The sequence below is a fragment of the Halorubrum amylolyticum genome (assembly GCF_004114995.1).
Taxonomy (GTDB): Archaea; Halobacteriota; Halobacteria; order Halobacteriales; family Haloferacaceae; genus Halorubrum; species Halorubrum amylolyticum.
The window spans coordinates 1-21,828 of the sequence record NZ_SDJP01000041.1; the positions used below are offsets into that span (position 1 = coordinate 1).

Consider the following 21,828-nt stretch of genomic DNA (forward strand, 5'->3'; position numbering starts at 1 on the left):
TCCATACGAAGAGCTTCGTCGAGCCGTCAGTAACAATGAACTGATCTCACGGGCTCACGCTGTGCCGGCTGTCGAGACTCCGGGGTAAACACGTACCCAATTTATATACTCGAGACAGGTAGTAACTCCGGGAGAAACAGGATCTGCCTTCTCAGTTCTCCTTCCCGTTGATCGTCAGAACACGATCAGCTACAAATTCTAGAACACTTCAGTAAAATCGCATGACTGCAGCCATATTGATACTAACTTAACGCGACCTTCTATTTCACCCGAAAACACTTATTCTCAGTCAAGTCATTCTGAACCAATGATAAGACGTCAATTCCTCGCCGGAACCGTACTCACGGCATCCGTAGCTTTGGGCGGATGCCTCGACAGCGGTCCGTCTTGTACGGGTGGGGACAACTGGCCACCGAGCGTCCAAGTGGAGGAATTGGAACTCACACCGGGCGACTCGGAAGCTTTCGAGATCCAGGTAGACGGCATCACAGCATTCTCGTTCGATTCAAGGTTATACAAATGTGGCTCCACTAATGCGCCCGTGAGATTTGGAGACATCGATTTCACACCATCGATAGATTCTCAAGCCGACTCCTGTCCGCCATTTTATGTTTGGGATGATTGTACCCGTGTGACGCTCAGCGTGCCAGTTCACGTTGCTCCGGATGCCGAAACTGGCAGCTACGAATACGGTTTCACCGTTATGGAAACGATCGGCGATCGGAACTCACAAGACTACGAATATGCAATTAGAGTGTCCGAAAGTTGACGCCAGACCCTTGAGCATGAGGCACCGAACCTACTGTCGCAGCCTCGATGAGACAGATTTTTGAGAACTCAGTGCTTGGCCGAGTACGCGTTTTTCACATACATGCGTCTCGGAATCATGACTGGACACTGAATGTCTGATATTATTCATTTGCTGTATGGATATTTGAGTATAGGGCACGCATCAAACACATCCTCCGAGATCGTGGAATTACAAGGACAGTGAAACATTCACGGGAACGACGCTATCCCCCGAAATTGTGTCTTTATCTAACAGCTGAGGACAACGGCTGATTCATTTTTCAGTTGTAATCGAGGGTTCATGGGATTCCACGGAAAGAGATCCATCTTCGCCAACATTTATCGTAAATCCAATTGTTACTTCATGCTCCATAGCACCATCAGGGGGCTGGCCTCTTTGGAGGGTTATGGTGTCTTCAAACATATACGCTCTTGAAGCCGGGCACGTTTCACTTTGATATCCGTATACAGCGTACTGTTGGCTGATGGATTCGTTCTGATCTAGTTCTGTGTACTTCCCAAGCTGTTCGATAGAAACATCAGTTGTCACGGTCCAACAGCCGTTTTCGATGGTTGTTGGAATTGAGTCTGAGTTGTTCTCCCAATCGAGCGGATACTCATCTCCTGAATAATCTGGATCTAGCAGAAGTCTATTTTCGTCCGACTCGCTCCCACTCAGATATGACGTTAACGGCGGTGTCACACCTGTAAAAAGAGTCATTTTTTCTCCTGTGTTGTTCGTCAAAGCAGCTTGAATTTTCGCGGGATGTTCTTCCGTTGACTCTTCTTTTACATTTGCCTCAAATGTGAAATCACTCAAATTTATTGATTCTTGTGACTGATTGTTAGTCTCATTGGAAGTTTCATCCGACATTCCAGAGTTTTTGTCCGTAGTACAACCAGCTACAACTAGTGCAACTGAGGACCCAACTAAGCGGAGGGTAGTACGTCGACTGTAGGGAACAGTCATTCTATAAAAATAACTAGTCTCGGGCATTAAATATTTTCTGCGAGTACAAAGGTCGCGTATAGTTAGAGGATGAGGCGTTCGACTTCAGAGTGCTTATAGCCGAAATCGAACGCCTCAGTGAAAGTATCGCGTGATCGACTTGTCGTTTGTGGGGCGAGATCGAACGCCACGCTGGGCGATTGAAGAGGGAATTCGCTGTCCTTGACTGGTATGTCACTTCGTGAGGTAAGTATATTTCTTGAACAATATGGGATCGATCGAAGTTCATAAAGCCGATCTACAGCCGCTCTCGACTGTCTCCGAGGATCAGCTTGCGGTTGACGAAAAGATGATCCTCCTTCACGGTCAGAAATTCTGGCTGTACGGCGCGGTTGATCCGTATACGAACGAAATCCTTCACGTGAGTCTCTATCCCATCGCAAATAAACAGAAGACGCGGAGTTTTTGACCGAGCTACACCGACGCTACCAACTCGATGATGTGATGTTTCTTGTCGATGACGCAGACTATCTTGGGCCAGTTCTTGCTGAAGACGGGTATTGATTTCAAATCATTCAACATGGAAATCGGAATGCTATCGAACGTGTCTTTTGGGAAATAGAACGACGAACACCATCGTTTGCGAATAGTTTCAGCAATGTCGCGCTCGAGACAGCTCAAGACTGGATCGAAGCTGTCGCCGTCTACCACAATTCACGCCAAACTTAACGCGACCAGGACAAATAGGGAAGTAAATAACCTATTGGAATGTTATTAGAGGTATTATTATAAATAATTAGGTGAAATTAGCCATCATTATATTTTTAATATAGTATTGTGTTTATGATATATTTATATGATGCTATAAGTGTTTCTCAGCCAGAAGTTTTTTATTATCATGGTAAAATAGATTGATTATGAGTTCAGAGAAAAAATTTGATCTCATGGGTCGGCGTAGATTTATGAAAACATTGTCCAAGATGGGCCTTTCAGTGGGCGCTATATCGACGCTCTCACAAGATGCCCTTGCGGAAATCACCAATGATCCAACAGATAAAGTCCCTATACTTGTTGGACATAAGCATAATTATCCTAATGGATTCAATTCACGCCCGCAAATAGAGCCAGTGCATAAAACAATAGACTACGATCGATGGGCAAAAATAGAGGCTGCATATGACGCTGCAGAGCGAACTGAAACTAAATTACTTAACTCGTTAAACGCAGGTAACCTGAATAAATCGGATATAAACTACAAATCTGAACAAGAACATAGATTACCTCTAAACGAACAAAACCCAATTAAGGTGGGCGTGAAATATAACTCCTCAACAAAAAACAGTGTCGACTTATCAGTAAGCGTTAATTATACAACTATCATCACAACCGATGGTGGTGGTGAACAAAAAAGATGGAAACCAGATATTCCATTTGAGCAGGTAAAAGACTCAGCACCTAATAAGATAAGGGGAAAATTTGCAGATGGTAAATATGAAGAAGTCTTTGATAATATCCCAATAGAAGTTAATAGGATTGAACAAAAACAGGAGGATGAGTTTAATTCAGAATACCGTCCATTAGTTGGTGGATGTGAAATTAGTGAAGAAGATTCTGAATTTGTTGGTACGACGTGTTTTTCCATGTATAATCAAAGTCGTGAGGAGCGCGTAATGGCAACTTCCGGTCACGTAATAGATGATTGGAATGAAGTGGAGCAACCATATGGTGGAACTACAGTGGACGGACCAGACTCAGATTGGACAGATATCGATGATTTTGATGCGGGGTGGTTTGAGGTATCCACGGATCAGTATCCATCGATCGCAGATGGAAATGGCGATAATATTGGAATGACTCTCCAAGGAACACGGGGACTTGACTGGCTCAAAACATATGGAACTTATACAGAGTTTGTAAAACAAGGGAGCAAGACAGGACGAACCGAAGGGTTTATTGATGAAATTCAAAATGAGACAGAACATAAATTCGATTCGACTTGCGATAGTGATGACGGAGACTCTGGTGGTGTGTATTATGAAACAGAAGGTAGTGACTACTGGATAATCGGCATTCACAACTGGGGAACAGGAAGAGGGAATGGAATTGAAAGAGTTGAGGAGAGAATGGGCCTACTAGTATAGGACACATATTTTCTGATTATATCTTGAGAAACCATATTCTAATTGGATATTCATTTCTCTCGTGTCTCTATTGAAATTCCACAAGAATATTACTTATATTTCTCCCGAATAATTCATTGGGAGATGGTTGATGGTTCATTCCATCGGATACCATCCAATCCGTCTCTTCAAATGTAGTGGCCAAGCTATCATTAATTAATCCAACAACGGGATTTTCGCGCCCTAGATCATAATCAGGTTCTCCACATGCGCTTGCTGTGCGGGTACTCGTAGGAACATCGAAAGTGAGGAGAATTTCGGTAAAAGGGATCTTCCCAATAGAGAATCCCTGTTCCTTTGCCGAAGCTATTGAAGTCATGTATCCGGGTAAACTGGATGCACCCGCAACAGCGATACTGTTTTAAGAACGTTTCTCCGTTTAACATCTCCTACTTCTGTATTGAGCAAATCGGAGGTAGTCAAGAATACGACAGAACCCCTGAACCCCCTACTCGACTCAGAACACGTCGAGGTAGTCCTCCACGACGGAGCGTTCCTCCGCAGATAGGTCAAACAGATCACCACCGCAGCGTCATCGATCTCAGCTTCCAGATGCTCCAGTAGCTCCACCACACCACCATCGCTCCGGGAATAGGAATTTGACGCTACGACCGTATACGGCCGCATGAATGTACTCAGCACGGCCCTTGCGGGCGTCCCGGTCGTCGGAGTACATCGCCGGGTCATTGATCCGGATGGAACAGCCCCGGAGTACATTTCTGAGGACGCAGATAGGCTGGTAGCAGGTCTTCGGGCAGCCTCATCACAGACCGACGCAGATGAGTCCTGTGGCTCTGTTAAAATGCTTTTATTCAAGAATATTATCATTTGAAACATCTGGTCGCTGAAAGGTGCGTACTGAGCGATTCGTGAATTCCTGTACTGGCCGATCGTGATTTAACGGGAGTGTAGAAAATCTAATCGCCGAGAGTGTAGATAATGAATAACTCGTCAGAATTTATAGCGATTGTAAAGAAGCCACCTTCTTCCGCGAAAAACGTATGTTCATCTGTTTGATATCCTTCTACATCGATCTCAAGTCGATATTGTTCTCCAAAACAACTAATCCCACGTATTGTTTCTCCATTATCACTGCCACCGTTCTCGGGGCCTAAACTTACCCGTTGAAATAAAAATTCAGTATCATTGTGGAATAAGGAAAAACTCACATCCCGATCCGTATTTGTATTATTAACAATATTCATCTGAAACATACCATTACTTTCTGAGCAGGAATCAGGAATACCTTCAAACTCTTCTCTCTCGGTGGATCCATTATCTGCTTCAGAGGAGCGATCAAGACACCCAGCGATACTCATGCTACCAGCCAGTACTGCAGTTAGCGATCTTCGATTCATATTTGAACCATCCTATGTAGTAAAATATGTCTTGTGGCAGCCGATACGTCGTTCCTCTGTACTGAGTGAGCTGTGATTCCTTGTATTGCCCGTTCAGAGGAACGGTCGAGGTTGTGAATGAGACACGCAATGGTGAGTTCCGGAGCTGATTCCACCATCGACAGGATCGTACTACTACACCGTACTTACGTTTGAGCGTTGCTGGCGTAGGAAGTTGGGACCCGGGTAGCGATGTATATGTATTAATTTAGAGAGTTTGGCGGACAGGTTCGGCTTTCCCCCGGTTTATCGGCACATAAATGTCAATCAATTATTGATTTGTAGGTTTGTACCTTCCAAACTTGTGCGCAACTCCACGAGAGAGAATTGATATAGCGGTATCTAATTTAATCCGTCCCGAAGAGGCTTAGCTATGCCGACAGGGAATCGGCGAGAGGCGCGCTCCATCCCGGAATAACGGGCGAACAGCTATCGGAACGCGAAAAACGGAGAGAACGGAGCCGCGTGATCGGGAGAACCGCTCAGAACGGGGCCTGCGGGCCTTCGTCGCCGCCGTCGTCGTCGGTCGTCTCGCCCGGGAAGGAGGGGGACATGCCGTCGCTGCTGGTACCGCCGAGGTCGCCGTCGGCGCCCGCACCGGCGCCCGTGTCGGCGTGAACCGTCTCGATCTCGGAGATCTCTTTGACCATCCGGGACTTGATCGCTTGGATCGTCATCGGAGAGATACCGCAGCCGGAGCAGGCGCCGCCGAGCTGGATCGTGACCTCGCCGTTCTCACGGTCGAGGTGGCTGATGGCGGCGTTCCCGCCGTGCATCTGAATCTGCGGGAAGTTGCGCCGCAGGAAGTTCGTGATCCGCTCGCGGAGGTCGTTGTCCGCGTCAGTCGTATCCGTGCTCATGCCCGCGAATTGGCGTCCGGGCGGCTTATGCCTTTGGTTCGACGGGACGCGTGCCGGGAAAACGGACGTGTCGGAGGGGCGAGCGGGCGAAACGCGACCGGCTCACTCCGGACGGTCGACGCCCAGCGTCCGGTACAGCTCCGTCTCGATCCGGTCGACGTACTCCTCTAACGTCTCCTCGAACGTCTCGTCGTCGACCGGGACGGCCCCCTGGATACGGTCGCGGGGGTTCTCGGGGAGTTCGACGCGGAATTCGCCGTCCTCGTAGAACGGCTCGGACTCGTTGAGCACCGTCTGGTCGATCCCGTGGATCAGCTCCGAGTCGTACCGGTCGTTCATCTGGTTGAACGCGTTCTTGTACGCCCGCTGGAGCTCGTTGAAGTAGTGGGCGTACTTGTCCTCGAACTTCTCGGGGTCGAACTCGTCGGCCATACCCGATCCGACGGCGCGGCGGGGAAAAAGCCGGTCGATCGTCGCTCACGGGACCGGAACCGACGGGCGAGGCGGTCGTAGCCGTCGATCGGAGATTGCGGCCGAATCGTGGTTTAAACTGTATACCGCGATATCAAATTGGACTCCGGCGGGCGAGCACAGGTTCTGCGTTTGGATTTCTACAAACCACCAACTAAACAACACTTATCGCCGATATTGAGCTAATCAGCACTCTAGGAAAGACAGCACAACCTCAGAGGATGATTTTTACGTGGCTTATTTACAGCGTTGAAGAAGGAGAACCAGCCGATCACTATATTTGCGCAATGAACACCCCCTTCATGAGTCAGTGGCTGTCAGGAGGCCGAGCCAAGCAGTATGAATGCGGTGGTAGCTACGGTCGCAAATACAAGTGCCACGACGAACGCTGGTATTTCGATTCGAGTTTGGATGAGTTCCGCTCTCCGAAGCAGCGGCAGTAGTAGGAGCGCGATTGCAGCCCCGAAAAGCACGGTGCCACCTGCGGCAGGGAGAATCGCTGTGGGAATCCCAGCGGCTGCGTGAAGATACGCAAGTCCCCGTAGCAGGTTTCCGAAAATCAGTCCGACAATCCCTAATAAGCCTACTCCGAGCGTTCTTCCGACGGAACGTCCTCCATCTCGGGAACCGGAAGCAACTGTCACAGAGGGATTAATGTAGTGTCTGATAAAATAGGTACCGTTGAGATGATACTCTGTACTTACCAAAGGTACTCTCCACATCGAGGCGGGTTCTCCACAGCTGAGTTGGACTGAAACAGCCGCTCAGTAGGTGTGATTATACCGCAACTGCGACAACGTTAAAGAGGATGAATAGGAGAACGGAACCGAGTAGGGCGCTCACGACCGTTCGTCGAGGGTGTTCCTGACGGAACTTCCCAGCGAGACCATAGGGGACGCTGAGTCCAAGCGTTCCCGCGAGGAACAGAGCGATATTTCGGATGAGCTCAGCTCCGGCCCCCGGATAGCCGCCGGGCGTTCCCATCGTCGCCAGAAATCCGACAAAGGTTGTAAGGGCGATACTCAGCACTCCCCAGACGCCTAATAGGGCAACCTCCCACCAGACAACTGTTTCAGCGAATCGAATATACGCGACCAGTGAGATAACTAGCGGGAGCGCAAAGATAGTGAATAGCTCAAGATTCACGCTCCGAAGCGGGGAACTCGGTATATTTGCGACTAAGAGGCCAATTCCGAGACCGACTAGTCCTATGAGTATACCTGATACTGTCCGGGTTTCGGGCGTTCGTGTGGAGGTAGCCATATCAAAAAGATTCCTCTAAGATGGCAAATATCTTGTGTAGCCTGACCGACGTTAGAGAGCCAATTCAAGATTTCTCACAGTCGCTTTCAGAATAAGTTCTTGAAACTGTCCGAAACATGTTCGTGCCCGGAGAGTATCACCGTACCGCTGCTTGAGTGCTAGTGTAGAATCCGCAGAGACAGCGCGTTCCGCCAGTGTTAGGTGGCGATCTGTAAAGCGTGAGAGACGAGAGGGCTGTGGCTCTGTTGAAACCCTACAGAATGGCTCTGTTGAAATCCTCAGCAAGTGATATGTTCTGTTCCGGTTGCGGTCAATACAGTCTCTTTAGCGATCAGCTGTTTAGGACGGAAATCTGTCTGAAGAAAGAATTTCAACGGAGCCTGTTTGATCGGAGTTGGTTGAGTGCTATATAGGATTCAGTCTCCCCAGAAAGTACTTATGTAAAATCATATTAGCATACATATGCCCTCCCGACGTGGATTCCTTGCGACCGCTACAGCGGGAGTCTCTCTCGCTGCTGCGGGATGTCTCGACCGTTTTTCATCCTCTCAGCGCCTCGTTGGAGTGACAACAGAGGAACCCATTTTCTCTGACGGGAATAGATCTGACGGAGCACAGTTCCAAGCAGATGTATTTGCGACCCCAAACGAGGCAGAGGAAGCACTAAATACGACTGCGCTCCCTAGCAATGGATACCCGGAATCATTCATAGGATTTAATCCCGATGAGGAGTTGCTCGCTGTCTGTGCATCGACACTGGCGTTCACATCAGAGGGCCATGTGAAGGGATGGTGTCCGCGACGACAAATCGATGGAGAGGCATTCGTTTTCCGGTTTCCTGTCAAATCGGTGCCGAACGAACTCGGAGATCCGGACGTTAACAGAGCTATTTTTAATGTGTGGAGTCGAGCCTTAGCAAGTCCGCCGACCCAAGCGCGGGCGGAATTGGTGTTTCTCGACGAAAATGACGATAGTCGTGTGTGCACCGATTAACCGTAGACGGCTCTGATGGGATGAAAGCCTGCTAAGTCCCCAGCGTGCGTAAAGAGGTACTGGGGTGGTCAAAGGCCGATGATTCAACAGCGTCTTCGAACGCGTGGCTCTGATTGGCCTACGTGCCAAGGAAGCACCATCATGGGAGGCCGCCCGGATGCTGGCGGCATCCGGGCGGCGAGCCCGAATAGGTGTTGCTCCATTTACGCACACACCACCCATCAGCGCAGCAGCTCGTATCGATCTTCCAGATGCTCGACCGCACGGAGGAACCTAATCCACAAGAGGTGAGCTACTGAGGGCCGCCGAGCCGGCGGCCCTCATCGGCCGGTCACAGCGGTCGTGAGCTACAGCTAAATCATTCACGTTTTGACCGCCTGCCGGCCGATTCCTGAGCTGTCACCGTGACTGCTTGCGGTTTCTCTCTATGGACACGGTCGGGTCGATCTTGGCGAAAAATATAGTATTACAGACGTGGTTTGTTGCGCTAGCAGGCTTTCATAGGTGTTGAAGTCCTATTCTTCCGACAGATTTTCACCTGAAACAGCTGGTCGATGAGACCTGCGTACTGAGGATTCGTGAGTTCTTAGGTTGATGTACCATTGGAATGATTTTCTCGTTCATTCTCAACATACTCAATGATCTCCTGTGCGTCAGCCTCGGATTCATGCTCATGGACACGTATCTCCGCGTCATGGTTTCGACTTCCAACACTGATTGTGGCCCCAATATTTTGTGTTTCAATATCGTCAAATGATTCTCGGTTCCACTCCGTTTGGTGTGCTAATTTATATTCTAAAGCGAATTGGGCTAAATCAGTATCCCAAGTCGGCTTCCGGAACCGGACATACGGCACATCAGCAACGTACCGGGCGACATTATTGGGGTTTTCATAACTCTCGACACCATCCAATTCATACCTGTCTTCATGTACGATACTTTGATTACGGTAGACACGAAGATCTACTGCTACTGAATTTAATGCATTTCTAAGTTCGATATACCAGAGTTTGTGTTTCCGGGTGAGAGTATTTAATTGAAGACGCCCTGTGCTCCCCGTAGTAGCTGTCATTCCAATCAATGCGAGAACTGACCGTCGGTTCACATTATCGTTCGGTGGTGGCGGAAGTAGACTCTTGTGCCTTTGCTTGGCACTTTCCCTGTACTGAACGATCTACAGTCGATACTTCCGGGGTTGCGCGGCTGAAGTCAAAAAAGTTACTCAAGATCCTCACGATATTTCACATTCAACCCATTTTGGACTAAAATATCTTCAACATCTGATAGAGTATCTGTTTCACTCTTAGACCACGTCGGCATCAATTGAACTACTCGGAGTTTTTCAGGGTCATTCTCCTGATACTGTATGATCATGTGTGGGTGACCGATCTTATTTGGTTTGGATAAGATGATCTGTTGGATTGTTCCAAGCTCAATTTTAGTTTCGTCAGAGACTCCAAAATACCTATTATAGATATATTTCCCTGATAATAATAAAACTGCCAAAAGTACACCGCTAACTAAGCCATTTACCGCGACTTCTCTGATAAATATACTAGTGTTAAAAACAATAGACAATATCAGATAGAGAGCTGTTGTTGACAGAATTATTTGTAGTGTATAGCTATTTTTCAGGAGACGCTTAGCTCTAGTAATTTTGTCACTTTCGATCTCAATATAGTCATCATGTACCACACAATTGCCCGGAAGAATTTGGAATTGATCCATAAGCGAGATTATAACAGCTGGTTAAATAGGAAAATGTATTACCCAATCAAAATGGTTTGGATTTATAGCACTCTTCTTTGACGTGGAAACGCCCATATATTTCGCCAATACTACCGCGGAGCAATTGCCCAGCGTACGTGCTGTACTGACCGAAATGGGATCAGAATATTTCACCTATTAGAGGTTTCAACAGAGCCCCAAATTTGAATACTATTCTGGTGGTCTGCCGTATTTTTATTGTTCTGGCACACATTTTCTTATTAGATGAATCGGTATGATCTGTGGCTATTTCTCCCGATTACAACGATTCTTCTCTCGGCGCTACTGTTAGCGCTCACACCGATCGCACAGGACCCGCAGTACTTTCAAAAGGAGATCTTCCGCGCCTCGTTGGGATATTTCGTCGTGGTCACGCTTGCGTATCCGTACCTCGTGATGCGCAGTTTGACGAACTCACAGATGTCACTCTCTGATGGGAAAAAGTGGGCCGTCGCAGTCGGCGTTTTAATATTGGGAGCAATCCCGCTCGGGCAGGTCGTTTTCTCGCTGACATATGGTCTTGTCGTGTATCCCTCCGAAGCACAGGTGTCTTGAATGGAATTGATGGAGGTGTCGGCTCTGTTTAAATCCTCTTCAGTTGATGTCATCTCATCTACAACCGCTCATTACAGGTCACTCAGTCACCGAACTGCTCGGCGGAAACTCCGTCAACTGAAACTGAAAGGGTTTCTGGAGCTGCGGCTGTCTCATCTTGAATCCGAATTAGACCTGTATGGGCGTGTGCGTCGTCAACGGTTTGATCTTCTGACTCAACGGTTATATTGATCATGAGAGCATCGTCGTCTCGGTCGATACTGGCAACCTCGAACCAATGCTGACTGGAATAGTATCCATCAGCTACGATGACGATATAATCATCGCTGAAGTCCGTGTTCTCGATAAAATCCTCGATCCCGTCGATTTCTCCGTGTCGGGTGGTGACGTTCTCCGGTGGGTTTCTATCGTCTTTGCTCCATGCTTCAGTCTGGAGTACCTCCAGAGCAGTCTCCATGTCGGTTACTGATCGGTATCGGGGTGCATCCAATTCTCGTGGGTCGTATCGTGCGGGGCGATAAGCATCGCCGACGATATGCAATAGGTCAGCATCAACGTCGGATGGTGTATTATTAGGGGAGTTACTGAGACACCCGGCCCCAGTTGACGTGGCGAAGAGGGAAGCGCCAGCGAGGACAGTCCGACGTTTCATACGCAAATTTCTCCCTGAGCATCATAATATGTCTTGGGGCAGTTTTCATCGAATGTCTGTTTCGCACGAGAATCTGTCTGAAGAATGAAAATTCGACAGACTAGTGGGCTATTCACTGGTGAGCAGGGGGACGCAAGAGCACTCAGTTTGGTGAGTAGTCGGGGTCGAACCTGTGCATTATTCCCTATCTTCGCAACACGTCTGCGTAAAGACCAAACTGTTTTTCGGCCGGACATTATTCATTTGAAGTCACACAAGGCATTTAATCCGAACTCCACTTCGATCAAACAATATGTTCGCGCTATCCGGGCACCGTCGTCTCACTTTAGCGATGCTCGGTGGAGTGTTAATCCCTCTTGTTCTGGGCCTCAACGAGGCTGCACAGGAGTATATCGGCCTTGCTGTCGTGGTGCCAGTGTTGCTCGGATTCGGACTGATCGAAATCTACCGCTCATACGGAGACACCTACGGGAGTTCAGGAAGGGCAGGCGTTCTGCTGACCGCTGTCGGTATATCGCTCTTGGGACTCGTTGTTCTCGCCTACGCGGTGCTGCCACCGCTGTTTGCGCTCCTGTTCATCCTCGCCGTCCCGTTCGTCGCGGGGTCAGTCTCTCTCGCGCTCGGGTCAGGATTGCTTGCGCTCGGTCTCCGAAATGCTGGCCTCATCTCGCGCCCGGCGGCGGTGGCTCTCGGACTCGGTGTACTTTCCCTTCTCGGAATGGTGTTCTTCCCGTCTTTGAGATCCGAAGTACCCTCTGTAGCTTGGGCAGTTTTCGTCGGAATCCCATATGGCACCGGTTGGGTTCTCACTGCTCATCAATTACAAACAGGAACTAGAGGTCGTGATCGTCAATCGTCCCAAACTCCTGTCGGAAGGACCGTCATACCTCACGTAGTCGGTACCGGTCTCGTTGGAGCGATATTGGTACTCCTCTCAGCCGGACGGTTTCTTCCGCTAGGTGCGCTCTCAACCACACCGTGGGTCGGAGAGAGCTTCGCATTGGACATCTTACATCTTGGGATTGGGCTCCTCGGTCTTGTTGTCGCCGTCTCGGGACGACCCGAGAAGGTGCGGGCCTACGATCAGATTGTTGGTATCGGCGCACTGTGTTTGGTGGGTATCACCCTGTTCGGGACGTTCGTCTCAGTACCCGGAATACACCGTCTTGCGGCTGAACTTGGGTTGATTCTTACGGACATCATTCTCTATGTCCCCATCGGAATTATCCTCACGACTCTTGGGTTCGGCGTTGCTGTTGAGGATTCTTGAATCAACTGTACTGACCACAACCGAGGCAGAATCTATCACTTTCTAAGGGTTTGAACAGAGCCACAGAGTCGGTTACGATGGTACGCGGTTCAAGTCGCAGTCTGACGGCGGGCTGTGTATACTACTCCCACGAGACAGCCCACAGGAATTGCGAGCCACCACGTGAGTATGAATCCGACGGCGACAAAGATGCCGGACAGCTCAAGCGCATTCGCTAATACAATACCGACCCCTGCTGGCTCTGAACTCGCAATTTCGAGCACGAAGACAACCGCCGCGATTGGTACAAAAGCAACGAGGTACGTAGCTACAGCGCCAATGGTACCCTTCAAAGCACCGCTAAACGTGGTTTGGGTCGGGAAAATCCGCCAGCCGACCGCTCCCACGAAAAACGCCGCCGGCACGGCAAAGGCCAGCCCAAGCGTTGCAGAGTAGACGACCCAGTTGAACTCAAGGGCCGCAAAGTACGGTGACCAGTTGAGGTCGAAAACTCCTGACTCAACGAGCCAGACTGACGTGATGTATAGTGCCGACACCGAGATCGCTCCGATTACTGCTGCATATCCTGCAACGATGTCGTTGCGGTCCGTTGTGGGACCGTATTGGCTATACACGGCCCGGAGGAGATTTGAGTTTGGGGACTGCATAGAATACTGTCGTCTCGTTATCCACATATGTATTTCGGTGATTCTAAATTTGACTACTCAATAGGTGGCTCTATTGAAATCCTATTCTTCAGACACATTTTCATCTGAAACAGCGGGTCGCTGAAGAGCGCTTATCGACCGTATATGATGAACGACGAGCCGACGAAAGCTACTATGGTCCCAACAAGGAACACAGCTAGTATCGCAACAGGAGCTGAAGGCAGAACGGAATTAAGTCCAATCACCGATAAAGCGCCGACAACAACGGAGAGAACGATTAAGAACGCACCTGTTTGCCACTCTTCAATGAAATCTACTGTACTCTGTTCAGCCATGCGTTATTTATGAAAGAGCATCGCATTAATGATTGTGGGCTCTGTTGAAATCCCATTCTTCAGATATATTCTCGCCTGAAACAGCCGGTCGATGAGAGCTGCGTATCTACTGATCAAGAAATCTGTCACGGCGGAACAGTAAGAGAGTAGCTACAACCAATGGAATGATCAGGTACATAATTGGAATCCAAAACGCGCCAGATGCAACACCTACTCTTACAGCCTGAATCACCCCAACCATCGCCGCTGCAAACGTTCCGTACCAGCCGATAGGCCGCCGTTGATACACGAAGACTGCCAAGACACCAAGGACGATTCCTACGGCACTCCATTGTAAACCAGCAATTCTTTGAGGGTTGATTCCATTTTCAACGGCCGGTCCCGCCAGTTGAGTGAGGAACGCTACCCAAAACGAAAGGCCACTGAACACCGCTAATCCGATCGCAAGGAGTAGAAGATCTACGGTTGGACGGTCTTCACCTTTCTTTTCAAGAAAATCGGGAATATTCCAGCTCATAGTTCTACGTTATTCTACGGATGTAATTCGCCTAATTGCCTCTAATGATGTACCTAGAGAAACAGTTAGGGCAAGTACAATCAACCCAATCACTAACTGATCACGTAGCTCTAAGTATCGACCTAACTCCTCAATTCCAAGCGGGGCGATATAACCTGCAATGAGCGCCCCAACAATAGCGATTGTCACCACCGCTATTCTCTTATCTTCTGGGACAGGCTTAAACACAAACCAACCAGCACCGACAGTGGGAATTAATACAATCCTCCCTATAAATGAACCCCCCGTAGCTATCAGGAATAAAACCACTGTGACGGCCGCACACCAAAGGGCTATTTTTTGAAGTTCCACACAAATGAGTTCATAATAGCGCCACTTATACATTTGTTTTACATATCATTCTGACCACTCTATTATCGAACTGGGTGAATGCTAATTCTTCTGTACTGACCGATCTATGGGAGATTGTGCGGCTGAATCAACCGTAAGATCGCGCTTGTGAATCTATCGGCAGAATGGGTTCACGGTTAGCATTCGATGTCGGCGACCTGCGCCAACTGCGGTCGTTCGTCGCTTGGATGCGAGTACCAGAAATGGAATTGGAGACAGTAGTTCTCGTCGAGGTCATCAACACCTAACATATCGACGCTCCCTGCGAAATCCTCGACGACTCCGTGTAACGCGACCGGGGAGACATCTTCGTCCGGAGCCATCGTCACTAGCTCGTCGACGCCCGCGTCGACACGGTGTGAGTCCCACTCCAGCATGCCGGCTTCGGTTTCGAGCGCGAGGTGGAACGTCCGCGCTCCGTCGTCCGCATTCCGAAGTTCGACGCTCACCTCCCTGAGGGATCCGCTGGACGTGAACGGGGTGATACAGCCGGAGAACCCGGACAACACGGTGGTCGCGGCGAGGAGGGCGTGGCGGCGTTTCACATATCCGACTACATTCGGCCGTAGTAAATATGTTATTTGTACTGAGCGACTCTTGAGTCTCCTGTATTGCTCACAAGATGAAAGAAGAGAGACGTAATCTCGGCGAAAGCTTGATGAGAAATGTAAGCGAATGGTACGATATGGTAGAGACTCAGAACCGAATCGGAGCGTTCCTCGTCGGTGATGATCTCGATTTGACTAAACGGTGGGGAGTACTAGCTGCTAGCCTCTTCATCGTCATCTTCACCTTCTATCTATTCGACTACTACCAGACGGTTTATGCGCTCATTCCGGGGCGAGTGATTGTCTACGGGGCCGCAGGAATACTGGTTCTGTTGTCTGCGTGGCAGGCGTATCAGAACCGAAGCCTCGTAGCGAGTCTCTTGCTATGTATCGCCCCCGTGACTGCGCTCTTCATCCACATTATTGGAGAGGGTCAAATCGGCAACCCGGGAGTTGGTGAAACACTCATACTCGGCATCGGATGGGGGCTAGCGTTTGGTGTTCCGCTTGGTGTTCTTGGCTTCATCCTTGGATACGCAGGTCAGAGATTCATCGACTCAGAAATTCCAACGTAACCACGCACCTCCGTTTATTGTTCTGTTGAAACCCGATTCTCCAGACACATTCTCGTCTGAAGCTGCTAGCGCTGAAGAGTACGTATTAACCACGGATATTTCTGCCAGTTCGAGGAACGTTACGATATCCGTGCGAGATCTACAGCGCGGATAGTGAAGCTACGATTTATGGAGTTGGGCATTCAACATAAATTATGGAGCCAAAAGATATTGTTGCGGTTGGTATCTTGCTTATATTTTTATCTCTTCTTTTGTCCCTACTAACTAGTATTTGGATTATTCCTATAGGATTGTTTATATCCTCCATCGGAATTCTGCTGTATCTATTTAAGAAATACCATGAAAGAAGAATAAATTCTAAGCAAAAACAGGTTGAATAAGCCAATTACGAGAACTGCCAGACTTAGATTCTATGTCCCGCACGGCTATTTTGACAGGTAGTGAGTAATTTAACGTATTCTCGGTAGGTCAGCTACCTGCATTGAGCGGTTCAGGAGGTCAGAAGATGGATGTGCCAACTGTTCTATGACACCCTGAAGATAAGGTTCGTAGTAGAACTGCCGTTAGGTATATCGAGTAGTATTCTAGTTACGGGTTCTTGAGCTAGGATTTGCTGCGGTATTTCATAGCAAAGGCGATGATTCCGAGAATGCCACTGAGAGTGCAACCGACGTAGACAGGAATGAATTTTACGCCATCGACGAAGAACGGGTTCCAGGGGACCGGATAGAACGGGCGGGCGTCTGTATACAGTATCGAGTCAAGAACCACGTGCGAATAGACACCGAGAATACTCCCAGCAAATATTCCACCACGAGAAATACGATCAGTCAAACGCCCACGATCAAGCCATCGGTCGATCGAATTGGAAAGCGAGGAGACGACAGCAGTGACTATAATTGCGATAACTGTTCCGCCAGCAAATGTGGTTAGGACTCCGTAGATTGGTGGTTCAAGCGGCCCGAACACCACGAGGGCAGCACGAATGTCGATGATGATACTGCTCACTAAGAGGGTCGGGAGATCTACCCACTGATAGAGCAGGACACCAAGAAGGAGGACGGGTCCAAGATGGAATGGAGTGTAGGGCATAATAGGACGTCTGTGAGATTCTGAATAAATTGACCGGTATCGATTGTCGTGGCTCTGTTGAACTCCTGTTCTTCCGACGTATTCTTGTCTGAAACGGCTGGTCGCTGAGGGATGCCTACCTACCGGATGTTCCAGTTGAAAGAATATCAGATAGATAGCGTTTCAGCGAAATCTCTATTCTTAATCAGTCACCGAACTAGTGCGAAATAGACGACTGTAATCGCACCGGCCATGATCGGGTGTGCTACCAGGAGCCCGATGGCTTGGCTTGAGAGCGACTCGTGATCCGCCTCTTGAAAACGTTTAGCGGTTGTTTGACCGATGAGAAAGGCGATCGATCCGACTGGTGCAGTAACCAGCATAACAATAACCGGTCCGAGTGCGATCAAAATCGGCTCAAAACCACCTCTTGCGAGATCGCCGCCGACGATGTAGGCCCATATACCAACGACGGGCGCGCTCGCAGCCCCCCAACTCACGAATAAGCCATCGTTCGAGTATGCTAATACAGCAGCCAGCACGACCCCTCCAGGAATCATCAGTTGAATCGCAAGCCACGCGACTACCGTCAGTTGGTGTGCAGTACCGGTTGCGATCAGATCAAGCGTCAGAAACGTCCCGAACACGATAGCGGTGATCAAAATAGCGTCTCGTCGGGTTCCGGTTACACTCCGTCCGAGAAACTTTCGCATCAAACCCGTCCGGCTGACGGCGCTGCCACTATCGAATACACCCCTCTGAGCTGCTACAAGTATGACGAATATCGACAAAATAAACGTTGCAATTGCAGTTACGAGTCCTGCTTGCGTTCCCGTGGGCCCAGTTACTGTTCCACCACCACCCATCATTCCAACTGGTGCAGGACCGCGTACGAGTATACCAACGATTAGTGACAGAAGCCCTGCAAGTGCGACGGGTGCGAACAGTTTATCTACCGCCTCAGAGAGCCGATCAACGAAATTGGTCTCTCCCGCCGCGATAATAACTGCCTGTTTCGATGGCTCGTAGACGAGAACCTCACTACCGTTCGCTCCATAGCGTGTTTCGGCTGGCTCAAGTAACCCCGCAGATTCGAGTTTGTCAACGTGATAGCTGATGTTTTGGATGCTCGTTTCTAGCTCGTCTGCCAGCTCCGATCGGGTTTGTCCGTCCTCGTAACATGCTGCTAACACGGCCCGTGACATTTCAGAACCCAGTGCATCAAACAGTTGGTCAGCATCTTCGTCTTCGAGACCAGCGATCACCGGCTCGTCAGGGCCACTCCGGAACCGACGCACGATCCGACCGGCGAGATCCATACTAGACTTTGTAGGTAATATGGAAAGAAACCCCCGGGCGCTCAAATAACCGTTTGAGTAGTGGTCAAACCTATTGTAAAGCTATGAAGACTACACTCTATGGCAACTACTAGGAATCTACCACAGAAACGTCAAACTCAAAGGGTAGAGGTTCTGGGCTCTCTTGAGAATGCTCTCCAATCAAGATTCTGTAGTCGCTATCACGGTTTCCGTGAGATGGATAGATGACACGGACGTTGTTCTCGCCATCAGCTCGCCGACGGACGGTGGAGCCGATACTCGCCGTGCTGACCGTGATACTTGCCGCCGTTTGGGTGATTGAGCCCGGATTCGTGTTCGACGGTGGGATCGTCGCGACGCTCATCGACACCGTGTTTATCCCTGGAACACTTCTCGTTCCGGGGCTCCTCGCAGTGTCAGTACTTGCTCGCGTAGTACGACACGGCGTGCGACTTGCCTCGGCGTATGTCGGCTCCGATAACCGGGCGCAAGGTGACGATACGAGCCTCCGACGGATTGGAACGTCACTCGTCTTCGGCGGGCTCGCCGGCTACACGCTCTGGTGGGTGGTCGGGAGCGTGTACGTCCTCACCATCGCTGACGCGGGCGGTGTGGTGCTTGCCCCGCTGGTTGCGCTCGTGGTCGGCAGCGTACTCGGTTTGCTGCTCGTTGCTCGAACCGCACTGACTCTATTGAAACCCTTCACGGGAGAGACATTCTGATCCGACGACAGTCAATACAGTTATTCCGTTGCTCGATACGCCTGACCGCCACGAACGATTCCCAGTACTGCGAGGAGGGCATACAGAACGGGCATATTTACGAGACCGAGATTCAGATAGCCGAGAACGGCGAACGCAAGTGCGAGAACTCCAACGACGATCATAATGACTGAGTACGCCTTCTGAAGATTCAAGAGCAGGAACACACCAGCGACGGCGACTAACGAGAACAGGGAGCTGAGGAAATACGAATTGAGGTAGACGAAAAGAAAAACTGCTCCGAAGAAAGCAACAACGATGATTCCTACCCTACAGAGGTTCCTCCGTAACTCCTGATCGATCACGTTGAGAGAGTTACATTCCAAGGAGAAACAGTTTGTTCTTTTCGCACTCTTCAGCGACCAGCTGTTTCAGACAAGAATATCTCTGAAGAAGGGGATTTCAACAGAGCCAAACCTTTTGAAATATATTACGGATGTCAGATAGGACTTGGAGTCGTGCTACATTCGGTTGCGTATCGACCAGCCGTTCCTCCCATCATTCTGAATAAAGAAACCGTGTTGCCTGCGGTTAAGCCGTCTGTGTGCCAGTGAGTCGTTCGATGGCGGCGTCAGAAAGGACGGCGAGGGCGAGGAGAGCTGTGGCGAGGGCGACGAAGAGCGGGCCCCAGACGACGCCGGGGGTGAGGGCGAGGTGTTCGTAGAGGGCGTAGGCGACGGCGAGGATACAGGGCGCGGTGACGGTGGCGAGGATGATGTCAACGGGGTCGCGGGTGACACCGGCGCGCGCGAGGACGGCGGCGACGAGAACGAGGGGGCTGAGAAGGATGGCAGTCGCGGGTGGAGGTTCGATGCTGGGGAGAACAGCGGCGAACGGGACGAGCAGGGCGAGGGCGGCGAGAACGCGTGGGAGGGCGCGAATGGTGCGTTCGCGGTTCATACGCGGAGGTCTTTCGGGCGGGGAGTTAGGTGTTACTCCGCATAGCGTTCGTCCGCTTCGATGTGCCCGTCAAGGTGTTCTCGAAGGAGACGACCGAGCATTCGTCGGCGTCGGAGTACGCGCAGAAGAGATTGTACGCATAGTTGAAGTCAAGGAGTCAGACGCTGTCGCGCTCGCCCATCGGAATCAGCGAACGGGGGTTGTCGGCGAAGTCTCGTCCTTTATCGAACAATAGGAAGGCCGTCTGTACTTAGCGTTCAGGAGTTTGTCTTCACTCACTATTCTCTTCGGATTGGTCGTCTGTAATGGGCTCGAGGGATTCTTCCATCCGTTCGAAATGAGCTTCACGGAGTGCTTCCTCTGACGGCTCTTTCTGCACGACAGACGTACCCTCAGGCAGCTCTACGTCCTCATCCACCATTGGATCTACGTCGACTACCATTTTGCGAATCTCCATATCCCGATTGATTTTCCCAACCAGCTGTTCGAACGCCGTCTCACGTTCCTGCCGAATCCGCCGGAGCTCTCGGGCCTTCCGCTCGAATTCCGTCTGTACTGCCCAATCATACACGCGACGCCCGAGGATCGTGAGCTCATACCGCTTCTCTGTCCCATGCTCGGTCGGCCTGTGACTCACCGTGAACACGTCGCGCTCAACACCTTCCGAGAGCCGTGAGGACACTGTCGATCCACTTACCGAAACCGCGTCGACGAGTGCGTTGAACGTCGCTGTTCCCGTCCCGATCTCCGTGATGAGTTCCGCCGCTCCCTTCTTCCGAAGAAACGACTCGAGTTCGTCTAAGCCCATCGTACCTCCCTGTTCTCGCCCTATCACTATAAACCCAAGTGGTATTTGATTCAAACTGATTCTTGACTTATACCGAATTATGGCTACAACCAATTCTCCAAGTATAGTACGCATATCCCTTCATATGTCTCCCAATGCAAGTCAAGAGCAGATAACTGACGCCAATGACCGGATCTATTTTCACTCTATTCTATACTGATATTTTTCCTCACTCAACAGACACGTCTACACAGTATTACTTCAGTATCTGGTCGAATACAGCCCAAAAACAGAGCAGTTCGTCTAGGAGGTGGCTCAATGACGAGTGACCCGTCGGCTGTCGCTGAGTCAATCATTGTTCACGCGGAGACGCTCTGTGAGCGTGAAGACCATCTCTGGGATGTCATCCGGAAACTCTCAATTCCCGTCGCCAATCTCGAGGATGCCCGCGATCAGAATCGCGTTGACTTTGGAACTGACGAGATGTTCCGTACGCTCTTGTTTAAGGGGATTCGCGGTATCTCCCAGAACGAATTAGCGCAACGACTTGGCCGGGAGCCGAGCTTAGTCAAGAGCTTCCATCTCGATATTACCGATCTCTCAGATACGCCCACTCAACAAGAGCTTTCGTACGCGCACGCGCAGTTCAGCGAGGACACTCAAAAAAGCCTGAATCGGACGGTTGCTGGTATCCGGGAAGTTGCTCTCGACAACGATGTCCTCACGGAAGGCCTCGTTCCATCAGTCCCAGACACTGAGGAGGAGTCACAAAGTGCGAACGAGTACAAGAAGGAGAAGGCCCAGAAGACCCTGACACTCGCTCGAAAACACG

26 protein-coding genes and 4 pseudogenes are annotated in these 21,828 nt (G+C 50.0%); 9 read left to right on the forward strand and 21 right to left on the reverse strand.

The genetic code is table 11. From position 1 onward, the window contains the following. The first annotated feature begins 307 nt into the window (after positions 1 to 307). Positions 308 to 769 carry a hypothetical protein gene (locus ESO89_RS16840; RefSeq protein WP_128906593.1) on the forward strand — a complete coding sequence of 154 codons (462 nt, stop codon included), beginning with the start codon at positions 308 to 310 and terminating at the stop codon, positions 767 to 769. 294 nt (positions 770 to 1,063) lie between these two features. Here ESO89_RS16840 and ESO89_RS16845 read toward each other — a convergent pair whose 3' ends face one another. Then, complete coding sequence (locus tag ESO89_RS16845; RefSeq protein WP_128906594.1) at positions 1,064 to 1,759, reverse strand: hypothetical protein; 696 nt, start codon at positions 1,757 to 1,759, stop codon at positions 1,064 to 1,066. Positions 1,760 to 1,854: 95 nt separating this feature from the next. Between ESO89_RS16845 and ESO89_RS16850 the strand changes: the two are divergent. The 3 genes and pseudogenes from ESO89_RS16850 (at position 1,855) to ESO89_RS18695 (ending at position 4,750) form a co-directional block, all read left to right on the forward strand. Then, a pseudogene (locus ESO89_RS16850) lies at positions 1,855 to 2,467 on the forward strand (IS6 family transposase). Positions 2,468 to 2,655: 188 nt separating this feature from the next. Beyond that, on the forward strand, positions 2,656 to 3,879 hold the full coding sequence (locus tag ESO89_RS16855; RefSeq protein ID WP_128906595.1) for a hypothetical protein: 1,224 nt from the start codon (positions 2,656 to 2,658) through the stop codon (positions 3,877 to 3,879). A gap of 664 nt (positions 3,880 to 4,543) precedes the next feature. Continuing rightward, positions 4,544 to 4,750, forward strand: coding sequence for a hypothetical protein (locus tag ESO89_RS18695; protein WP_164932828.1), 207 nt, complete (start codon positions 4,544 to 4,546; stop codon positions 4,748 to 4,750). A gap of 85 nt (positions 4,751 to 4,835) precedes the next feature. On the opposite strand, the gene ESO89_RS16865 is transcribed toward ESO89_RS18695, so the two are convergent. From ESO89_RS16865 to ESO89_RS16900, 7 genes and pseudogenes are all read right to left on the reverse strand, one after another. Next, entirely contained in the window at positions 4,836 to 5,276 is a 441-nt protein-coding gene (locus ESO89_RS16865) for a hypothetical protein (RefSeq protein ID WP_128906596.1), read from the reverse strand. Between the two features lie 521 nt (positions 5,277 to 5,797). Then, positions 5,798 to 6,175, reverse strand: coding sequence for a NifU family protein (locus ESO89_RS16870; RefSeq protein WP_128906597.1), 378 nt, complete (start codon positions 6,173 to 6,175; stop codon positions 5,798 to 5,800). A gap of 102 nt (positions 6,176 to 6,277) precedes the next feature. Then, positions 6,278 to 6,607, reverse strand: a complete 330-nt coding sequence (locus ESO89_RS16875) for a DUF5783 family protein (protein WP_128906598.1) — start codon at positions 6,605 to 6,607, stop codon at positions 6,278 to 6,280. Positions 6,608 to 7,423: 816 nt separating this feature from the next. Then, entirely contained in the window at positions 7,424 to 7,909 is a 486-nt protein-coding gene (locus ESO89_RS16880; protein WP_241686280.1) for a hypothetical protein, read from the reverse strand. Between the two features lie 51 nt (positions 7,910 to 7,960). Then, positions 7,961 to 8,068, reverse strand: a pseudogene (locus ESO89_RS16885) (IS5/IS1182 family transposase); the annotation flags it as partial. A gap of 1,420 nt (positions 8,069 to 9,488) precedes the next feature. After that, on the reverse strand, positions 9,489 to 10,007 hold the full coding sequence (locus ESO89_RS16895; protein ID WP_128906600.1) for a hypothetical protein: 519 nt from the start codon (positions 10,005 to 10,007) through the stop codon (positions 9,489 to 9,491). Between the two features lie 113 nt (positions 10,008 to 10,120). After that, a complete protein-coding gene (locus tag ESO89_RS16900) occupies positions 10,121 to 10,630 on the reverse strand; it encodes a hypothetical protein (protein ID WP_128906601.1) in 510 nt (169 codons plus the stop codon). A 264-nt stretch (positions 10,631 to 10,894) separates the two neighbouring features. Between ESO89_RS16900 and ESO89_RS16905 the strand changes: the two genes are divergently transcribed. Beyond that, complete coding sequence (locus tag ESO89_RS16905; RefSeq protein WP_128906602.1) at positions 10,895 to 11,224, forward strand: hypothetical protein; 330 nt, start codon at positions 10,895 to 10,897, stop codon at positions 11,222 to 11,224. Between the two features lie 82 nt (positions 11,225 to 11,306). Here ESO89_RS16905 and ESO89_RS16910 read toward each other — a convergent pair whose 3' ends face one another. Beyond that, entirely contained in the window at positions 11,307 to 11,681 is a 375-nt protein-coding gene (locus tag ESO89_RS16910; protein WP_128906603.1) for a hypothetical protein, read from the reverse strand. A 526-nt stretch (positions 11,682 to 12,207) separates the two neighbouring features. Here ESO89_RS16910 and ESO89_RS16915 point away from each other — a divergent pair. Next, entirely contained in the window at positions 12,208 to 13,146 is a 939-nt protein-coding gene (locus ESO89_RS16915; protein ID WP_128906604.1) for a hypothetical protein, read from the forward strand. An 89-nt stretch (positions 13,147 to 13,235) separates the two neighbouring features. Here the strand turns inward: ESO89_RS16915 and ESO89_RS16920 are convergent, their stop codons facing one another. The 5 genes from ESO89_RS16920 to ESO89_RS16940 all read right to left on the reverse strand — a co-directional run bounded on the left by ESO89_RS16920 (position 13,236) and on the right by ESO89_RS16940 (position 15,580). Continuing rightward, on the reverse strand, positions 13,236 to 13,793 hold the full coding sequence (locus tag ESO89_RS16920) for a hypothetical protein (RefSeq protein ID WP_128906605.1): 558 nt from the start codon (positions 13,791 to 13,793) through the stop codon (positions 13,236 to 13,238). A 131-nt stretch (positions 13,794 to 13,924) separates the two neighbouring features. Next, positions 13,925 to 14,128: a hypothetical protein gene (locus tag ESO89_RS16925; RefSeq protein WP_128906606.1), complete on the reverse strand. Its 204-nt coding sequence runs from the start codon at positions 14,126 to 14,128 to the stop codon at positions 13,925 to 13,927. 106 nt (positions 14,129 to 14,234) lie between these two features. Next, positions 14,235 to 14,645, reverse strand: coding sequence for a hypothetical protein (locus tag ESO89_RS16930; RefSeq protein WP_128906607.1), 411 nt, complete (start codon positions 14,643 to 14,645; stop codon positions 14,235 to 14,237). A gap of 9 nt (positions 14,646 to 14,654) precedes the next feature. Continuing rightward, entirely contained in the window at positions 14,655 to 14,996 is a 342-nt protein-coding gene (locus ESO89_RS16935) for a hypothetical protein (protein WP_128906608.1), read from the reverse strand. A gap of 176 nt (positions 14,997 to 15,172) precedes the next feature. Beyond that, complete coding sequence (locus tag ESO89_RS16940; RefSeq protein WP_128906609.1) at positions 15,173 to 15,580, reverse strand: hypothetical protein; 408 nt, start codon at positions 15,578 to 15,580, stop codon at positions 15,173 to 15,175. Between the two features lie 140 nt (positions 15,581 to 15,720). Here ESO89_RS16940 and ESO89_RS16945 point away from each other — a divergent pair, with 140 nt between their 5' ends. Beyond that, the gene (locus ESO89_RS16945) at positions 15,721 to 16,158 is read left to right on the forward strand and encodes a hypothetical protein (RefSeq protein ID WP_128906610.1); all 438 of its coding nucleotides are present in this window, start codon (positions 15,721 to 15,723) and stop codon (positions 16,156 to 16,158) included. Between the two features lie 166 nt (positions 16,159 to 16,324). On the opposite strand, the gene ESO89_RS18700 is transcribed toward ESO89_RS16945, so the two are convergent. From ESO89_RS18700 to ESO89_RS16955, 3 genes are all read right to left on the reverse strand, one after another. Then, complete coding sequence (locus ESO89_RS18700; RefSeq protein ID WP_164932829.1) at positions 16,325 to 16,465, reverse strand: hypothetical protein; 141 nt, start codon at positions 16,463 to 16,465, stop codon at positions 16,325 to 16,327. A gap of 296 nt (positions 16,466 to 16,761) precedes the next feature. Then, a complete protein-coding gene (locus ESO89_RS16950; RefSeq protein ID WP_128906611.1) occupies positions 16,762 to 17,250 on the reverse strand; it encodes a hypothetical protein in 489 nt (162 codons plus the stop codon). 188 nt (positions 17,251 to 17,438) lie between these two features. Then, positions 17,439 to 18,548: an ArsR/SmtB family transcription factor gene (locus ESO89_RS16955; protein ID WP_128906612.1), complete on the reverse strand. Its 1,110-nt coding sequence runs from the start codon at positions 18,546 to 18,548 to the stop codon at positions 17,439 to 17,441. Between the two features lie 266 nt (positions 18,549 to 18,814). Here ESO89_RS16955 and ESO89_RS16960 point away from each other — a divergent pair, with 266 nt between their 5' ends. Continuing rightward, positions 18,815 to 19,270: a hypothetical protein gene (locus ESO89_RS16960; protein ID WP_128906613.1), complete on the forward strand. Its 456-nt coding sequence runs from the start codon at positions 18,815 to 18,817 to the stop codon at positions 19,268 to 19,270. 20 nt (positions 19,271 to 19,290) lie between these two features. Here the strand turns inward: ESO89_RS16960 and ESO89_RS16965 are convergent, their stop codons facing one another. From ESO89_RS16965 to ESO89_RS16980, 4 genes and pseudogenes are all read right to left on the reverse strand, one after another. Next, positions 19,291 to 19,614 (reverse strand): hypothetical protein, encoded by a 324-nt coding sequence (locus ESO89_RS16965; protein ID WP_241686281.1) that lies wholly within the window; start codon positions 19,612 to 19,614, stop codon positions 19,291 to 19,293. A gap of 226 nt (positions 19,615 to 19,840) precedes the next feature. Beyond that, positions 19,841 to 20,209 carry a hypothetical protein gene (locus tag ESO89_RS16970; protein WP_128906615.1) on the reverse strand — a complete coding sequence of 123 codons (369 nt, stop codon included), beginning with the start codon at positions 20,207 to 20,209 and terminating at the stop codon, positions 19,841 to 19,843. 25 nt (positions 20,210 to 20,234) lie between these two features. After that, a pseudogene (locus ESO89_RS19440) lies at positions 20,235 to 20,351 on the reverse strand (hypothetical protein); the annotation flags it as partial. 129 nt (positions 20,352 to 20,480) lie between these two features. Next, positions 20,481 to 21,017 (reverse strand): hypothetical protein, encoded by a 537-nt coding sequence (locus ESO89_RS16980; RefSeq protein ID WP_128906616.1) that lies wholly within the window; start codon positions 21,015 to 21,017, stop codon positions 20,481 to 20,483. Positions 21,018 to 21,314: 297 nt separating this feature from the next. Between ESO89_RS16980 and ESO89_RS16985 the strand changes: the two are divergent. Beyond that, a pseudogene (locus tag ESO89_RS16985) lies at positions 21,315 to 21,828 on the forward strand (ISNCY family transposase); the annotation flags it as partial.

Coding starts and splice junctions, on each gene's coding strand:
- ESO89_RS16840 (WP_128906593.1), top strand. CDS start 308: ATGATAAGACGTCAATTCCTCGCCGGAACCGTACTCACGGCATCCGTA.
- ESO89_RS16845 (WP_128906594.1), bottom strand. CDS start 1,759: ATGACTGTTCCCTACAGTCGACGTACTACCCTCCGCTTAGTTGGGTCC.
- ESO89_RS16855 (WP_128906595.1), top strand. CDS start 2,656: ATGAGTTCAGAGAAAAAATTTGATCTCATGGGTCGGCGTAGATTTATG.
- ESO89_RS18695 (WP_164932828.1), top strand. CDS start 4,544: ATGAATGTACTCAGCACGGCCCTTGCGGGCGTCCCGGTCGTCGGAGTA.
- ESO89_RS16865 (WP_128906596.1), bottom strand. CDS start 5,276: ATGAATCGAAGATCGCTAACTGCAGTACTGGCTGGTAGCATGAGTATC.
- ESO89_RS16870 (WP_128906597.1), bottom strand. CDS start 6,175: ATGAGCACGGATACGACTGACGCGGACAACGACCTCCGCGAGCGGATC.
- ESO89_RS16875 (WP_128906598.1), bottom strand. CDS start 6,607: ATGGCCGACGAGTTCGACCCCGAGAAGTTCGAGGACAAGTACGCCCAC.
- ESO89_RS16880 (WP_241686280.1), bottom strand. CDS start 7,909: ATGGCTACCTCCACACGAACGCCCGAAACCCGGACAGTATCAGGTATA.
- ESO89_RS16900 (WP_128906601.1), bottom strand. CDS start 10,630: ATGGATCAATTCCAAATTCTTCCGGGCAATTGTGTGGTACATGATGAC.
- ESO89_RS16905 (WP_128906602.1), top strand. CDS start 10,895: ATGAATCGGTATGATCTGTGGCTATTTCTCCCGATTACAACGATTCTT.
- ESO89_RS16910 (WP_128906603.1), bottom strand. CDS start 11,681: ATGGAGACTGCTCTGGAGGTACTCCAGACTGAAGCATGGAGCAAAGAC.
- ESO89_RS16915 (WP_128906604.1), top strand. CDS start 12,208: ATGCTCGGTGGAGTGTTAATCCCTCTTGTTCTGGGCCTCAACGAGGCT.
- ESO89_RS16920 (WP_128906605.1), bottom strand. CDS start 13,793: ATGCAGTCCCCAAACTCAAATCTCCTCCGGGCCGTGTATAGCCAATAC.
- ESO89_RS16925 (WP_128906606.1), bottom strand. CDS start 14,128: ATGGCTGAACAGAGTACAGTAGATTTCATTGAAGAGTGGCAAACAGGT.
- ESO89_RS16930 (WP_128906607.1), bottom strand. CDS start 14,645: ATGAGCTGGAATATTCCCGATTTTCTTGAAAAGAAAGGTGAAGACCGT.
- ESO89_RS16945 (WP_128906610.1), top strand. CDS start 15,721: ATGGTAGAGACTCAGAACCGAATCGGAGCGTTCCTCGTCGGTGATGAT.
- ESO89_RS18700 (WP_164932829.1), bottom strand. CDS start 16,465: ATGGAGGATATAAACAATCCTATAGGAATAATCCAAATACTAGTTAGT.
- ESO89_RS16950 (WP_128906611.1), bottom strand. CDS start 17,250: ATGCCCTACACTCCATTCCATCTTGGACCCGTCCTCCTTCTTGGTGTC.
- ESO89_RS16955 (WP_128906612.1), bottom strand. CDS start 18,548: ATGGATCTCGCCGGTCGGATCGTGCGTCGGTTCCGGAGTGGCCCTGAC.
- ESO89_RS16970 (WP_128906615.1), bottom strand. CDS start 20,209: ATGAACCGCGAACGCACCATTCGCGCCCTCCCACGCGTTCTCGCCGCC.
- ESO89_RS16980 (WP_128906616.1), bottom strand. CDS start 21,017: ATGGGCTTAGACGAACTCGAGTCGTTTCTTCGGAAGAAGGGAGCGGCG.